Source organism: Ruegeria sp. CDSC079 (assembly GCF_059610505.1).
In genome coordinates, this window is the sequence record NZ_JBXWNT010000005.1 from 217,678 (window position 1) to 232,993 (window position 15,316).

Here is a 15,316-nt window from a genome sequence, read left to right on the forward strand (position 1 = left end):
GGATCACTTAAAAGGTAATGATCGTGGGTTCGGATTTAACCTTTGTGCTGGGCGGAGCAGCCTCAGGCAAGTCGGCATTCGCCGAGCAACTTGTTGTTTTATCAGGGAAAAGCCGCGTTTATCTGGCCACATCACAAGTGTTTGATGATGAGATGCGCGATAAGGTTAAGCGCCATGTTTCACAGCGCGGCAGCGGTTGGGAAACGATCGAGGCCCCCCTGGACCTTGGCGCAACGCTGGCCGAGCGGACCCCGGATCAGATCTGTCTGATAGATTGTGCCACCATGTGGCTAACCAATCACCTGCTGGCGGAACACGACCTGCAGCAGGCCCAAACGGCACTGCTTGATGCGTTACGAGACTGTCCTGCCCCGGTCGTCATCGTCTCGAACGAGGTTGGCCACGGGATCGTCCCGGGCAACGCCCTGTCTCGTCAGTTCCGCGAGGCGCAAGGCCGCCTGAACATCGCGCTCGCCGCGCAGGCTGATCTGGTGGTTCAGGTCACTGCCGGGCTTCCTGTGGTGTTGAAAGGGCAACTGCCATGACGCGTCTGCATCTAGTCAGGCACGGTCCGACCCATGCCAAAACCATGGTCGGCTGGTCCGATCTGCCTGCTGACCTAAGCGACCACGCCGCCATTGGTCGGCTACAAAGCTACCTGCCAACCAACGGGTTGTTGATCTCATCCGACCTGTGCCGTGCCGCTGACACGGCTTCGGCGGTACAGGGCACCCGGCACCGCCTGCCCCACCACCCCGACCTGCGAGAGATCAATTTTGGCAGTTGGGAATTGCGCGGGTTCGAGGAAATCGAGGCCGAAGACCCCGAACTAACCTTCGCCTACTGGGACAATCCCGGTGAAGTTCGCCCGCCAAACGGCGAAAGCTGGAATGAAGTCCGAGCCCGCGTCAACGCGGTTATTGACAGGTTGATTGGCGATCACACCGGCCAGGACCTGATCATTGTTGCCCATTTCGGCGTCATCCTGACACAGGTCCAGCGTGCCATGGATGTGGACGCGCAAGAGGCTTTCGGCCACCGGATCGACAATCTTTCCGTGACGGAGATCACCCATCACGGCGACCGTTGGTCGGTCGGTCGGATCAATCACTGCCCGTGATCAGGCCGCGCACAAATCTCTGTTTTACGGATTGAATAGCCTGAGTCATCCTAGACCCATGACCTATGATTTGTTTATCGGAGACCGCCTGTTTTCCAGTTGGTCCTTGCGTGGTTGGTTGATGCTGGAGAAGTTCGACCTGCCCTATCGAAACCACATGATCGGCCTTTATTCAGGCACTATGGCCGAGGATATGAAACCCCTGTTCCCGGCGCGTCTGGTGCCTGCTCTGCGCCTGCCAGACGGAACAGTGGTTGGTGAAAGCCTTGCCATGGCCGAGACCTTGGCTGAACGCCACCCACAGGCCGGATTGTGGCCCTCTGACGCGGCTGCCCGCGCCACTGCACGGTGGCTTTGCACCGAGATGGTGGCCGGGTTTTCAGCCCTGCGCGGGGAATGCGCGATGCAGCTGCTTCATAGTTGGAAGGGGTTCGAACCGGCGGCCGAAACGCTTGCTGACCTGCGCCGGATCGAAACCCTTTGGGATCATGCGCGCCAAGTGTCTGGGGCGAACACCGGCCCTTTGTTCGGTACATATTCTTTGGTGGATGTGTTTTACACGCCCGTTGCCGCGCGGATCATCGGTTATGGGCTGCCTGTTTCGGACGCCAACCGGGACTATTGCCTGACCCTCCTGTCGGATCCGGTTGTCAGGCAGTGGCGTGCGATGGGTCTGACAGTCCAGTACGACCCTTTCCCGTATTCGCTGGACCTTCAATCGGATCCCTGGCCAATCGGCGGGGCATCGTCTGCTGTGGCCGCCCAGAGCGGTCCCTCGGTCAACCAGACCTGCCCCTATTCCGGAGAGCCCGTCACAGATTTTCTGGACCTGGACGGTCAGCGCTGGGGATTCTGCAATGGGTTCTGCCGCGACAAAACCCTCGCCGATCCGGAGGCATGGCCGAAATTCACTCAGATGGTCAGCGCCGTTAACGATTCCTAAACCGGCGGCGTGCCAGTAACGACCTGTTAACCAAGCAGGTCGTTCATGGTCGCTCGTTCTCATACAGTCGCCTTTCAAGGTGTCGACGCCCGCCCGGTCGAGGTGCAATGCGCGGTTTCACCGGGGTTGCCTGCCTTTTCCATCGTCGGCCTGCCCGACAAAGCAGTTTCAGAGGCCCGCGATCGCGTCCGAAGCGCGCTAAGCTCGATGGCCATTGCCCTACCGTCAAAGCGTATCACCATCAACCTATCCCCCGCTGACCTGCCCAAAGAAGGCAGCCATTTCGACCTGCCCATTGCGGTGGCTCTGCTGTCAGCCCTGGAAATCATTCCCAAGGACGCGGCTGAAGGGGCCGTTTCACTGGGGGAATTGTCACTGGACGGGTCTCTTGTGCCTGTTGTCGGGGCGCTTCCTGCCGCGATGACCGCCGCGGCCGAGGACCGAACCCTGCTGTGCCCTCGGGCCTCCAGCGCCGAGGCGGCTTGGGTTGACGCTACTCAGGTGATCGGCGCTGAATCTTTGGGCGATGTTGTCCGCCACTTCTCGGGCCAAGCCCCTTTGCCCGCTGCCCTGCCCGGCGAGGTCAACCTTTCCCCCAGCACCCGCGACCTGCGCGATGTCAAAGGGCAAGAGCGGGCGAAACGCGCGTTGGAGATTGCCGCCGCAGGGCGGCACCACCTGATGATGATCGGCACGCCGGGGTCCGGGAAATCCATGTTGGCCGCGCGCCTGCCGGGGATCTTACCGCCCCTGACACCGGCCGAGGCGCTTGAAACCTCGATGATCCAATCCCTGTGCGGCCTGCTTGACGAAGGCGGCATCAGCCGCACCAGACCATTTCGCGAACCGCATCATACGGCATCGATGGCGGCCATTGTTGGTGGAGGGAAAGGAGCCAAACCAGGAGAAATCTCATTGGCCCATAACGGGGTTTTGTTCATGGATGAATTTCCCGAATTCCCACGAACCGTTCTGGAAACCCTGCGCCAACCCATCGAAACCGGAGAGGTCATGATTGCACGTGCCAATGCGCATGTGAAATATCCCTGCCGCTTTATGCTGGTTGCCGCCGCCAACCCCTGCAAATGTGGCTACCTGACGGACCCGGCGCGAGCCTGTTCGCGTGCGCCGGTCTGCGGCGAGGATTATCTGGGACGCATTTCAGGCCCGCTGATAGATCGGTTCGACCTGAGGATCGAGGTGCCTCCGGTCGGGTTCACCGACCTTGACCTGCCTCCATCCGGGGACAGTTCGGCCACGGTAGCCGCGCGTGTCGAGCAGGCGCGTGCGGTTCAAGCGCAAAGATACACTGGAACGTCCGCGCGCCAGAATGCGGATGTTGAGGGCAATGTGCTGGAAGAAATCGCCGCGCCGGATGCCGAAGGAAAAGAGCTGCTGTTGAAAGCGGCTGAGAAATTTGGTTTGTCAGCGCGCGCCTTTCACCGCATCTTGCGGGTCGCGCGCACAATTGCCGATCTGGACGGCGCATCAGATGTCCGAAGACCCCATGTGGCCGAGGCGCTGAGCTTTCGCATCAGCGCCAATATTGCATCTTAAAGCCTGGCTTCGATGGCCTGCCAAATCTTTTCTGCGATGTTCACGCCATCAAACCGTTCCAATTCCTGAATTCCGGTTGGCGAAGTCACGTTAATCTCGGTCAGGTAATCGCCGATTACATCGATACCAACAAAAACCTGCCCTTTTTCCTTCAACAAAGGTCCAATGGCTGCGCAAATCTCAAGATCGCGATCCGTCAGACCAACCTTTTCGGGCCGTCCCCCCACATGCATGTTGGATCGTGTTTCACCTTTGGCGGGAACACGGTTGATTGCACCCACAGCCTGACCGTCCACCAGAATGACCCGTTTGTCGCCATTGCTGACATCGGGCAGGAATTTCTGAACGATCAGAGGTTCGCGCGAAAACCCGGTGAACAATTCGTGCAAAGATGTCAGGTTCCGGTCGTTGCCATCCAACCGGAACACCCCCGCACCGCCATTTCCATAAAGCGGTTTCAGGATAATATCGCCGTGCTTTTCTTTGAACGCCTTAATCGTCTGCAGATCGCGGGCGATGGTTGTCGGTGGCGTCAGATCAGGGAAATCCAGCACCAGGAGTTTTTCGGGATAGTTCCGAACCCAGAATGGATCATTTACCACCAGCGCCTGTCCCTTAAGCCGGTCCAGCAGGTGGGTAGAAGTGATATAGTGCATGTCAAACGGGGGATCCTGACGCAGCCAGACCACGTCGAACTCGGCCAGATCAACCTCGCGCTCGGGCCCCAATTCCGCCGGGTTTCCAGCCACGCGCTGCACCGTCATATCGTGGCCGCGGGCCGTGATCCGGCCCTCCTGATAAGCCAGTTTGTCAGGGCTGTAGAAGAACAGCGTATGCCCGCGCGCCTGTGCCTCTTCGGCCAGACGGAATGAGCTGTCGGCATTGATATCCACGGCCCCGATCGGGTCCATCTGAAAGGCAATTTTCATGGCGTGTCCCTCAGTTTCACGCCAGATACATGGCCCAGCCAGGCCGGGGGTTCAATGGGGTCAGACCTGATCAAAGGCGTTTTCGATGATTTGCACCGCGCCGAATGCATCCACCAAAGCCGCATCAAACCGAACATTTGTCAGCTGGCCGTTGGGTTCCCCTTCCAGAAATTGGGCGGCCGAGGCACAGATACGGTCCATCTGGCGCCGTTTGATCCGGGCAGCAGCCATCTCAAAGCTTGTGCTTTTCTTGACCTCGACGAAAACCAATCCGTCACCGTTGCGGACGATCAGATCAATCTCGCCCCCTGCCCCGCGCCAACGGCGATGTGCTATGGAATATCCCCGCCGCTCGTAATCTGCCGCAACTTGCTGTTCCGCCGCCTGACCCGCATGATAAGAAACCGAACTTCGGACAGTGCGTGAGGTCATCTTACCCTTTCCCGAGTTTCAGCGCCTTCTGATAGATCGGTCGACGCGGCAGTTTATACATCTGCGACACCAAATCCGCCGCATCGCGTACTGAATGAGTTTCCAGGGCGCGTATCAAAGCCTCTTCTATGTCTGAATCGTTAACAGTTTCCGAAGCCCCACGGTCTACCAGCAGAACAATTTCGCCTTTGACCGTCTGACTCGCCAATTCTTCTGCCAGCTCTGCCAGCGACCCGCGCCGAACTTCTTCGAATTTCTTGGTTAATTCGCGGCACATCGCGGCCTGCCTGTTTTCCCCTAGAACCTCGGCCAGATCCGACAGACAGGACGCCACACGTTTCGGAGATTCATAAAATACCAACGTTCCAGGCACATCTCGCAGCGTCTCGATCCGCGTCCGGCGCGCGCCTGAGGCATTGGGCAAAAACCCCGCAAAGAAAAAGGCATCCGTCGGCAAACCGGCCAGCGTCAGCGCCATCAGCGCGGCGGACGGCCCCGGCGCGCAGGTGACAGTGTGCCCCGCCTCGGCCGCCTGTCGTCCCAGATCGTATCCCGGGTCCGCGATCAACGGCATCCCGGCCTCAGACGCATAGGCCACCGATTTCCCCTCAGCCAGCGCGTCCAGGATTTTGCCGCGGGCGCCTGCACCGCTGTGATCGTGATAGGCAAGAATGCGGCGCCCCTCGAGCGGAACGCCGTGAATCTCCATCAACCGGCGCAGGCTGCGCGTGTCTTCGGCGGCGATCATGTCCGCCGACGCCAACACGTCTAGCGCCCTGAGCGTAATGTCGCGCGCCGCCCCGATCGGAGTGGCAACAAAATACAGGCCCGTGCCCAATTTGACTTTTTGAAAATTCAAAGCTGGACCCTCACAGCGTGACGTCTATTATCGCGGCGCAAATAATGGCAGCATCCCAAGCCGCCGGATCAGGGAGTTTTCATTTAGATGTTTACCGTTTGCAAGCCCGTTCGCAAGTTGGCGCGTGCAGCCGCCGTCTTGGCCACCGCGACCATTCTGGCGGCGTGTGACGTCAGCAGTATCGGCGGAGGCCCGTCGATCAACACCTCAAAACCTGTACCGGTTGCTTTGCTGGTTCCGGCCGGATCTGGAAATTCCGGGGATGCTGAACTGGCGCGTAGCCTTGAAAACGCAGCCCGCCTGGCGATGTCCGATCTGCAGAATGTACAGATTGATTTGCGGGTCTACGACACCCGGGGCAATTCGGGTACCGCCGCAACAGTCGCGCAGCAAGCCGTGGCAGACGGTGCAAAGATAATCATCGGTCCGGTCTACGCCCAGGCGGCAAACTCAGCTGGTCTTGCGGTACTGAACAACAAGGTCAATCTGCTGTCGTTTTCGAACAATACCAGCATCGCAGGCGGCAATGTCTTCGTGCTCGGCCCTACTTTTGAAAACACCGCCAACCGGTTGGTCAACTATGCCGGTTCGCGCGGCAAGACCGGAACGGTCATCGTGCATAGCAACGATGCTGCCGGGCGGCTTGGACAATCGGCTATTGCAACCGCGCTGAGCAACAGCCGAGTGGGTAACGCAGGCACGGTCGGCTATGACCGCTCTCAGCAGGGGGTCATCAACTCGGTGCCGACAATCAAAGCTACTGTGGCGTCCTCGGGGGCGGATTCGATCTTTCTGACTTCGACCACTGCAGGGGCGTTGCCGCTGTATTCCCAGCTTCTACCAGAAGCGGGCGTCTCCCCGGCAACCACGCAATATATGGGTCTGACTCGCTGGGACATCCCGGCCCAGACACTGGAACTGCCAGGCGTTCAGGGTGGCTGGTTCGCATTGCCGGACCCATCCAAGGCACAGGCTTATCGTCAGCGGTACAACAACACCTATGGCGAGGCACCACATCCGATCAGTGGCCTAGCCTATGATGGCATAGCCGCGATTGCTGCCTTGGTCAGCCAGGGCAAATCCGACGCTCTGACCGCATCTGCCCTAACTCAGAACGCCGGTTTTCAGGGCGTTGGCGGTATCTTCCGTCTGCGACCCAACGGTACGAATGAACGCGGTCTGGCCATTGCCACGATCCAGAACAAACAGGTGGTTGTGATTGACCCTGCCCCACAAAGCTTCTCTGGCGCCGGATTCTGATCGGCTGGCTCTGACACTCATCCCAAGGGGTGACCTGATTTGCCAGCCCGAAGAAATCTTTGACAGCGCAGCCGTTATGGCACAGCTGTCAGAGGCCTTCGACAAGACATCTGATAACGCCGAAAGGCGCGGCGAAACCGTGCGGATTTTGCGCAACATCCAGAAATCCGGTCGTCAGGCAATCGCCGATGCCTTTGTCCGCGATCCATTTGACGCGCGGCGGCTGACCCATTCCTATACCTACCTGACCGACGGGCTGGTCTGCACCGCGATGCAAGTGGCCAGTCGCGAGCTTCACCCGCTGGCCACGCCGACACAGGGTGAAAAAATGGCCGTGCTGGCAGTGGGCGGCTATGGGCGCGGGGAAATGGCCCCGTCCTCGGATGTCGATCTGCTGTTTCTGACCCCCTACAAAATCACTGCCTGGGCAGAGAGTGTGATCGAGTCCATGTTGTATATCCTGTGGGATCTGCGGCTGAAGGTCGGGCATTCTTCGCGCACCATCAAGGATTGCCTGCGCCTGGGATCCGAGGATTTCACCATTCGCACCGCGATGTTGGAACAGCGCTATTTGGCTGGCGACGCCGATCTGGCAAATGAGTTGGAAACGCGCCTGAAAGACGATCTGTTCAAAGGCACTGAGCGCCAGTTCATCGAGGCCAAGCTGCAGGAACGCGACGCGCGCCATCTGAAACAGGGCGAGCGGTATATGGTCGAGCCCAACGTAAAAGAGGGCAAAGGCGGATTGCGCGACCTGCAATCGCTCTACTGGATTGCCAAATATATCTACAGCGTTCAGGACGTGGCCGAGTTGGTACCGCTGGGTCTGTTCACCCCCGAGGAATTCAGCACTTTTGTGGAAGCCGAAGATTTCCTGTGGGCCGTTCGCTCACATTTGCATCTGGTGACCGGGCGCGCAACCGAACAACTGTCTTTTGACATGCAGGTCGAGGTTGCTTCCCGAATGGGATACGAAGACCGGGCGGGTCGTCGGGCGGTCGAAGTGTTTATGCAGCGCTATTTCCGCGAGGCCACGAAGGTTGGCGAGCTGACGCGCATCTTCCTGACCAAACTCGAGGCGACGCATATGAAAGGCGCGCCTCTGCTAGAGCGTATTTTCCGCCGCCGCCCCAGGATCAAAGCCGGATACAAAGTCGTCCATGGACGTCTGGACGTAGCCGACCCGAACAAGTTTCTGGCGGACAAGCTGAACCTTCTGCGCCTGTTCGAGGAAGGTCTGCGCACCGGCATGCTGATCCACCCGGACGCGATGCGGCTGGTCAGCGCCAACCTGAACCTGATTGATGACGACATGCGCGAAGACAAAGAGGCGCGGCGCATCTTTCTCGACCTGATGCTGAAACACGGCAACCCGGAACGCGCCCTGCGCCGCATGAACGAACTGGGGGTGCTGTCGGCCTTTCTGCCCGAGTTCGAACACATCGTGGCGATGATGCAGTTCAACATGTACCACAGCTATACGGTGGATGAGCACACCATTCAGTGCATCGTCAATCTGGCCCAGATTGAACGCGGAGAGTTGGGGGAATCCCTGCCGCTTGCGTCTTCAATCCTGGAAGGAGGGGTCAATCGCAAGGTTCTGTATGTTGCTCTGCTGATCCATGACATTGCTAAGGGGCGACCCGAGGATCATTCGATTTTGGGCGCACAGATGGCCCGAAAGATTGCACCTCGGCTGGGTCTGAACAAATCGGATTCAGAAACCGTGGAATGGCTGGTGCGGTATCACTTGTTGATGTCGGACATGGCGCAGAAACGCGATATTTCCGACCCGCGCACGGTGCGCGACTTTGCCAAGGCCGTGAAGACAGTCAAAAGGTTGGACCTACTGACCGTGTTGACCGTCTGCGACATTCGCGGCGTTGGACCCAACACCTGGAACAACTGGAAAGCCACCCTGCTACGCGCGCTGCATGCAGAAACCAAGCGCGCGCTTGAGACCGGGATGGAAGACCTCAACCGTGCCAATCGCGGTGCCGGTGCCAAAAAGGCGTTGCGGGCCGAGCTGGCGGAATGGACCAAAGCCGCCCTCAAAACCGAGACGGGTCGGCACTATGACCCCTATTGGCAGGGCCTGAACCTTTCGACCCATGTAGAATTTGCCGAGATGCTGAAAGAGCTGGACCGCAGCGGTGATGCTGGCGCGATGGAAATCCGTCTGCACCCGGATGAAGACCGCGACGCGACGCGGGCCTGCTTTGCCATGGGTGATCACCCCGGCATTTTTGCCCGTATCGCAGGCGCTTTGGCGCTGGTCGGGGCCAATGTGGTTGATGCCCGCAGTTATACCACCAAAGACGGCTATGTGACCGATGCGTTCTGGATTCAGGACGCCGATGGACACCCGTTCGAGGCCAGCCGTTTGCCGCGCCTGACACAGATGATCCACAAGACCATGAAAGGCGAGGTCGTGGCGCGGGATGCCCTTAAATCGCGCGACAAGATCAAGAAACGCGAACGGGCCTTTAACGTGCCGACCCATATCATCTTCGACAATGACGGGTCCGAGATCTACACAATCATCGAGGTCGATACCCGGGACAGGCCCGGTCTGCTTTATGATCTGACACGAACGCTTGCTGCAGCCAATGTCTATATCGCCAATGCGGTGATCGCGACCTATGGCGAACAGGTGGTGGACACCTTTTACGTCAAGGATATGTTTGGGTTGAAATATCACTCGGAAAGCAAGCAGCGCGGGCTTGAGGCCAAGCTGCGCAAGGCCATCTCCGAAGGCGCCGAGCGCGCGGTCTCATGAAACAGATCCGGCTGTTTTCAGGCCTGTTCACTGTCGGGTTCTGGACCCTGGCCAGCCGTATTCTGGGCTTTCTGCGGGAAATCCTGCTGACCGCATACATCGGGCCCGGGCCAGTAATGGATGCATTCGTCGCCGCCTTTCGCCTGCCCAACATGTTCCGCCGCTTCTTTGCCGAAGGTGCGTTTAACGCAGCCTTTGTGCCGATGTTTTCCAAACGGCTGGAAGGCGGGGAAAACGCGCAAGGCTTTGCACAGGACGCGTTCAACCTGCTGGCCGTGGCGGTGTTGGCGCTGGTCGGGCTGGCGATGGTTTTTATGCCTGGTCTGGTCTGGCTGACGGCTGAGGGCTTTTACGGTGACGACCGCTTCGACCTTGCCGTTGATTATGGATATGTGGTCTTTCCCTACATCTTTTTCATGTCGCTTGCGGCGCTGTTCTCGGGCGTGCTGAACGCAACCGGCCGTTTCGCGGCTGCAGCAGCCGCCCCGATTTTACTGAACATCTTTGCCTGCACAGCACTGATCGCCGGCGCTATATCAGGCGGAGAGGTCATCCGTTGGCTGATCGCCGTCATCCCCATCGCTGGAGTTGCGCAGCTAGCGCTGGTCTGGGTTGCAACCGAACGTGCGGGCATCCGTATCCGCCCGGGCCTGCCGAAACTCAGCCCTGAAATGCGCAACATGGTCCGCATTGCGGTTCCGGCCGCCTTGGCCATGGGAGTTACACAGGTCAATCTGGTGGTGGGCCAGCTGGTTGCTTCGAAAACCGAAAAGGCCGTCAGCTGGTTGTTTGCAGCGGATCGCTTGTACCAGTTGCCATTGGGCGTCGTGGGCATCGCCGTCGGCATCGTCCTGTTACCCGATCTATCTCGCCGCCTGCGCGCTGGGGACAAATCGGGCGCCCGCGATGCGTTTTCTCGCGCAGGTGAGTTTACGTTGCTGTTGACCATCCCGTCGACCGTTGCCTTTGTGCTCATCCCCACCCAGCTGGTCTCGGTTCTGTTCGAGCGCGGACAGTTCACCCCCGAAGACACCGCCGCCACCGCACTTGCCGTGGCGATCTATGGCATCGGCCTGCCCGCGTTCATGCTGCAGAAATTGTTGCAGCCTTTGTATTTCGCGCGTGAAGATACACGCTCGCCTTTTCACTATGCAGTGTTTGCGATGGTCGTGAACGCTGCACTGGCTTTCGGGCTGTATCCGTTGGTGGGATGGTTCGCACCTGCGATTGCCGCCTCGGTGGCCGGATGGGCCATGGTTGGACTGCTGGCCTTGGGCGCGCGAAAAATGGGGGAAGAAGCGCAGTTTGACAACCGGTTCAAGAACAGGGCATGGCGGATCATTGCGGCGTCCCTAGGGATGGGAGCTGTCCTGTATGCCGCTATTGAGCTGTTTGGGTGGGCCTTTGCCCTGGAAGGCTGGCGTTACCTGGCACTGCTCGGTTTGATCATCGTTGCTGCAGTCACGTATTTCCTGCTCGGCCACCTGATTGGTGCATTCAAACTTTCCGAGTTCAGAAAGGCTCTGCGTCGATCCTGATCAGTCGCGCCGAATACGCCTGACGATCCGCGCCCATCCACCCGGAGCAACCAGGAAAGACAGGGCAAAACCAGTGGCGAAACCGCCCAGATCAGCCACCCAGTCCAGCGTTCCGCCAAACAGCAGGCCGAACAACAACTGAATGCCCATCAAAACGGCGATCAGGCTGAAGGCGCGGGATTGGTTTGCGCCCACCAGCGACAGCTTGCGCCATAATATCCACGTAAACGCTCCGATCAGCCCATAGACCGGAGGGAACCCACCCACCAGCGGAAAGCGCGGATCCAGCAACAGTGCATAAGCCAGCGCACCACCCACGCCCGACAGCACAAAGATCACCAGCATCTGAACGCTGCCAAAAACCTCGGCCACCATTTTACCCATGGCCAGCACAAAGACGCAGACAAAGATGGCCTGTGTGAACGTACCGGATACAAACGGATAGGTGACAAAGCGGATCAGATGCTCGAACGGCCAGCGCCCGTTTTCCACCATCCAGTCGAAGATATCCGGCGAAAACGAATAGTGCTGCAAAGCGTCCAGGCGCCAGCCTACAGCAGTTGGCCCCCCAATGATCCCGCGCGTACCTAGAGTAAATGCCAGTTCAACCCCCATGATGAACACACACAAAGCCACCACCACGGGCGGCAGAGGGTTCACGGCGGGTGTATAATGCTCACTGCTCATTGGGCGGGCCTTTCGCGGCTGTTGACGTCCCTTTGCCTCATGGGTAAGCGACGGGGGCTGATTTTTCCAGACGGGAGTTCCCTTCGATGACCGATTCCAAGTTCACGCCGCGCGTGTTTTCCGGTGCACAGCCATCCGGTAACCTGCACCTTGGCAACTATTTGGGCGCATTGCGGAACTGGGTCCGGATGCAAGGGTCCGACTATCAGACAATCTACTGTATGGTCGATTTGCACGCGATCACCGTTTGGCAGGACCCCAAAGAGTTGCAGCACGCAACGCGTGAGCTGTGCGCGGGGTATATCGCATCAGGATTAGATCCCGAAAAATCGATCCTGTTTAACCAAAGCCAGGTTCCAGAGCACGCGCAACTAGCATGGATTTTTAACTGCGTTGCCCGGCTTGGCTGGATGCAGCGCATGACACAGTTCAAAGATAAGGCTGGCAAGAACGCGCAGAATGCATCGTTGGGCCTATTCGCCTATCCGGCGCTCATGGCCGCAGATATCCTTGTATATCACGCGACACATGTTCCCGTCGGAGATGATCAAAAGCAACACCTGGAACTAACCCGAGACATCGCAACTAAGTTCAATCATGACTATGGCGTCGATTTTTTTCCGTTGACAGAACCCGTCATCAAAGGTGCGGCAACTCGGGTCATGAGCTTGCGTGATGGGTCAAAAAAGATGTCCAAATCCGACCCCTCTGACATGACCCGGATCAACATGACCGATGATGCCGACACGATCGCCAAGAAAATCCGAAAGGCCAAGACCGACCCGGACGCTCTGCCTTCGGAAGTCGATGGCTTGGACAACCGCCCCGAGGCCCGCAATCTGGTGAATATCTACGCTGCCCTCAGCGATCAGACGGCGGATCAGGTTCTGGCCGACGTTGGCGGCAAGCAATTTGGCGAGTTCAAACCGATGCTGGCCGATCTGGCGGTTGCCAAACTGTCTCCGATCTCGACCGAAATGGCCCGCCTGATGGGTGAAGAGGCCGAGATTGATCGCATTCTGGCCAATGGCGCAGAAAAGGCGCGGGCGATTGCAGCCCCGATCCTGCAGCAGACCTATGACATTGTCGGCATGGTTGGTGCGAAACGGGGCTGATTGGCTCTGGACGTTGCCTTAACGCCTTCCTAGGTTTGCCTCAAAGCTTGGGAGGGCGTCATGGCAGTCGGCAAGAACATCCGCACCTATTTCAACGGGCAATGGCATGATGGGGATGCACCGATCATGCGCGCTGCGGATCATGGCGCGTGGCTGGGATCATCCGTCTTTGACGGCGCGCGGTTCTTCAACGGGCTGACCCCGGATCTGGAGGCCCATTGCGCCCGCGTGAACCGCTCTGCCGAGGCGCTGATGCTGACCCCGACCGTCACCAAAGACCAGATGGTCGAGATCGTGCTGGAAGGGCTTGAAGCCTATGCGCCCGACGCGGCCGTGTATATCCGCCCGATGTATTGGGGCATCGACGGAGATGCGACAGCGATCGTACCGCAAGAAAACAGCACCGGGTTTGCTGTCTGCCTGGAAGAGATTCCGATGGCCCCTGAGACCGCCTCGGACACGCTGGGACTGACCCGATTCCGCCGTCCGGTACTGGAATCAGCAGTGGTGAATGCCAAGGCGGGGTGTCTGTATCCCAACAATGCACGGATGCTGAACGAGGTACGTGCAAACGGGTTTTCGAATGCTTTGGTGGCTGACGCATTGGGCAACGTAGCAGAAACCGCAACCGCCAATATCTTTATGGTCCGCGACGGCGAGGTCTTTACCCCCGTCCCCAACGGCACCTTCCTTGCCGGCATCACCCGTGCACGACATATCAAAAACCTGCGGGCCGACGGCGTGGCTGTGCATGAGGCGGTTCTGAGTTTCGAGGATTTCTACGGGGCCGACGAGGTATTCATGACTGGCAACATGAGCAAGATCACCCCGGTGACTGCGCTGGAGGACATCCGGTTTCAGGTCGGTCCCATCGCCCGGCGTGCACGCGACCTGTATTGGGACTGGGCCGCCAGTGGGCGTTAGGCTCTGGTTGCCAGCACGCACCTAGTCGGGCATGATCCCCGGAAATGAATGAGGACACCCATGCGCAAGTTCCTAGTGGTTCTGGATGACAGTCGCGAATGCCTGAATGCGATGCGATTCGCGGCTATGCGCGCGGCCCATACCGGCGGCGGCGTAACAATCCTGTCGGTAATCCCACCGGACGAATTCAACCATTGGATCGGCGTTGCCACCGTCATGCGTGAAGAAGCGCGCGAGCGTATCCATGCGCATTTTGAAGTTTTCGCAAAATGGATGCGCGACAAGCAAGACGTTGATCCTGAACTGGCCATCCGCGAAGGCGAGCCCGTTGCCCAGATCATCGAGCATGTGCAATCCGATCCTGATATCGGCGTTCTGGTTCTGGGTGCAGGCACCGACAAAAAGGGACCTGGCCCATTGGTGACTCAACTGACCAAAAACTCAGGCAGCCTGCCCATCCCAATCACTATTGTTCCCGGTGATCTAAGCAAAGAAAAACTCGAAGCGATTACCTGAGGTCACACCGATGCAACGCAGCATTCAATTCTGGTTCGAATTCGCCTCGACCTATTCTTATCTTAGCGCGATGCGTATCGAAGAGGTCGCCGCCCGCCATGGTGTATCGGTCGAATGGCAGCCCTTTTTGTTGGGCCCGATCTTTGCCGCCCAAGGGTGGGATAATTCTCCGTTCAATCTGTATCCGGCGAAAGGCCGGTACATGTGGCGCGATATGGAACGCCTAACCGCCCAGCGCGGCCTGCCCTTGATCCGGCCCAATCCTTTTCCGCAGAACGGCCTGAAAGCGGCAAGGTTAACGCTGGCGATTGACGACCGAGTGCAAAAAGCCGCCTTTGTGCGCGCCGTCTATTCCGCCGAATTTGCCCAGGTGCAGAATATCGCGGATGAGGCTGTTCTGGCCGGATGCCTGAACTCAGCCGGGCTTGCCCCAGATTTGCTGTCCCAGACCCAGAATCCGGCGATCAAAGCAGCGCTTATCGCGCAGACAGAAACCGCTCAGGCCAAAGGGCTTTTTGGCGCGCCCAGCTTTCTGGTCGGGGATGAGCTGTTCTGGGGCGATGATCGGTTGGACGACGCTATAAGCTTGGCTGCCTAAATTTAGAATCGTTCCAATTCTTGACTTCCAGCTCGCGGACCCGCATATCAGAGACAACA

General features: G+C 58.6%; 15 protein-coding genes. 11 read left to right on the forward strand and 4 right to left on the reverse strand.

All coding sequences use genetic code 11. The features are described 5' to 3' along the window. Positions 1-23 precede the first annotated feature (23 nt). The 4 genes from cobU to AC2FIC_RS11290 are packed head-to-tail and all read left to right on the forward strand — an operon-like array spanning position 24 to position 3,620. A complete protein-coding gene (cobU, locus tag AC2FIC_RS11275) occupies positions 24-545 on the forward strand; it encodes a bifunctional adenosylcobinamide kinase/adenosylcobinamide-phosphate guanylyltransferase (protein ID WP_496870167.1) in 522 nt (173 codons plus the stop codon). After that, the gene (locus AC2FIC_RS11280) at positions 542-1,120 is read left to right on the forward strand and encodes a histidine phosphatase family protein (protein ID WP_496870168.1); all 579 of its coding nucleotides are present in this window, start codon (positions 542-544) and stop codon (positions 1,118-1,120) included. Before cobU ends, AC2FIC_RS11280 begins: the two co-directional genes overlap by 4 nt. Positions 1,121-1,178: 58 nt before the next feature. Further along, positions 1,179-2,063, forward strand: coding sequence for a glutathione S-transferase (locus AC2FIC_RS11285; RefSeq protein ID WP_496870169.1), 885 nt, complete (start codon positions 1,179-1,181; stop codon positions 2,061-2,063). Between the two features lie 45 nt (positions 2,064-2,108). Continuing rightward, positions 2,109-3,620 carry a YifB family Mg chelatase-like AAA ATPase gene (locus AC2FIC_RS11290; RefSeq protein ID WP_496691773.1) on the forward strand — a complete coding sequence of 504 codons (1,512 nt, stop codon included), beginning with the start codon at positions 2,109-2,111 and terminating at the stop codon, positions 3,618-3,620. Here the strand turns inward: AC2FIC_RS11290 and gshB are convergent. The 3 genes from gshB to rsmI are packed head-to-tail and all read right to left on the reverse strand — an operon-like array spanning position 3,617 to position 5,840. Then, positions 3,617-4,549: a glutathione synthase gene (gene gshB, locus AC2FIC_RS11295; protein ID WP_281995201.1), complete on the reverse strand. Its 933-nt coding sequence runs from the start codon at positions 4,547-4,549 to the stop codon at positions 3,617-3,619. The genes AC2FIC_RS11290 and gshB overlap by 4 nt on opposite strands. 60 nt (positions 4,550-4,609) lie before the next feature. Further along, positions 4,610-4,981 (reverse strand): YraN family protein, encoded by a 372-nt coding sequence (locus AC2FIC_RS11300; RefSeq protein WP_281995202.1) that lies wholly within the window; start codon positions 4,979-4,981, stop codon positions 4,610-4,612. A gap of 1 nt (position 4,982) precedes the next feature. Next, positions 4,983-5,840 (reverse strand): 16S rRNA (cytidine(1402)-2'-O)-methyltransferase, encoded by an 858-nt coding sequence (gene rsmI, locus AC2FIC_RS11305; RefSeq protein WP_496691774.1) that lies wholly within the window; start codon positions 5,838-5,840, stop codon positions 4,983-4,985. An 87-nt stretch (positions 5,841-5,927) separates the two neighbouring features. Between rsmI and AC2FIC_RS11310 the strand changes: the two genes are divergently transcribed. The 3 genes from AC2FIC_RS11310 to murJ are packed head-to-tail and all read left to right on the forward strand — an operon-like array spanning position 5,928 to position 11,417. Then, a complete protein-coding gene (locus AC2FIC_RS11310; RefSeq protein ID WP_282021626.1) occupies positions 5,928-7,100 on the forward strand; it encodes a penicillin-binding protein activator in 1,173 nt (390 codons plus the stop codon). Next, complete coding sequence (locus tag AC2FIC_RS11315) at positions 7,060-9,879, forward strand: [protein-PII] uridylyltransferase (RefSeq protein WP_496691775.1); 2,820 nt, start codon at positions 7,060-7,062, stop codon at positions 9,877-9,879. Before AC2FIC_RS11310 ends, AC2FIC_RS11315 begins: the two co-directional genes overlap by 41 nt. After that, on the forward strand, positions 9,876-11,417 hold the full coding sequence (gene murJ, locus AC2FIC_RS11320; protein WP_281995205.1) for a murein biosynthesis integral membrane protein MurJ: 1,542 nt from the start codon (positions 9,876-9,878) through the stop codon (positions 11,415-11,417). The genes AC2FIC_RS11315 and murJ overlap by 4 nt, the downstream gene beginning before the upstream one ends. On the opposite strand, the gene AC2FIC_RS11325 is transcribed toward murJ, so the two are convergent. Continuing rightward, positions 11,418-12,104: a rhomboid family intramembrane serine protease gene (locus AC2FIC_RS11325; RefSeq protein ID WP_281995206.1), complete on the reverse strand. Its 687-nt coding sequence runs from the start codon at positions 12,102-12,104 to the stop codon at positions 11,418-11,420. A gap of 86 nt (positions 12,105-12,190) precedes the next feature. Between AC2FIC_RS11325 and trpS the strand changes: the two genes are divergently transcribed. The 4 genes from trpS to AC2FIC_RS11345 are packed head-to-tail and all read left to right on the forward strand — an operon-like array spanning position 12,191 to position 15,257. Beyond that, complete coding sequence (gene trpS / locus AC2FIC_RS11330; RefSeq protein WP_142635552.1) at positions 12,191-13,219, forward strand: tryptophan--tRNA ligase; 1,029 nt, start codon at positions 12,191-12,193, stop codon at positions 13,217-13,219. A 60-nt stretch (positions 13,220-13,279) separates the two neighbouring features. Then, positions 13,280-14,143: a branched-chain amino acid aminotransferase gene (locus tag AC2FIC_RS11335; protein ID WP_496691776.1), complete on the forward strand. Its 864-nt coding sequence runs from the start codon at positions 13,280-13,282 to the stop codon at positions 14,141-14,143. Between the two features lie 60 nt (positions 14,144-14,203). Further along, a complete protein-coding gene (locus AC2FIC_RS11340; protein WP_142635548.1) occupies positions 14,204-14,659 on the forward strand; it encodes a universal stress protein in 456 nt (151 codons plus the stop codon). 10 nt (positions 14,660-14,669) lie between these two features. Further along, positions 14,670-15,257, forward strand: coding sequence for a 2-hydroxychromene-2-carboxylate isomerase (locus AC2FIC_RS11345; RefSeq protein WP_496691777.1), 588 nt, complete (start codon positions 14,670-14,672; stop codon positions 15,255-15,257). Positions 15,258-15,316 lie beyond the last annotated feature (59 nt).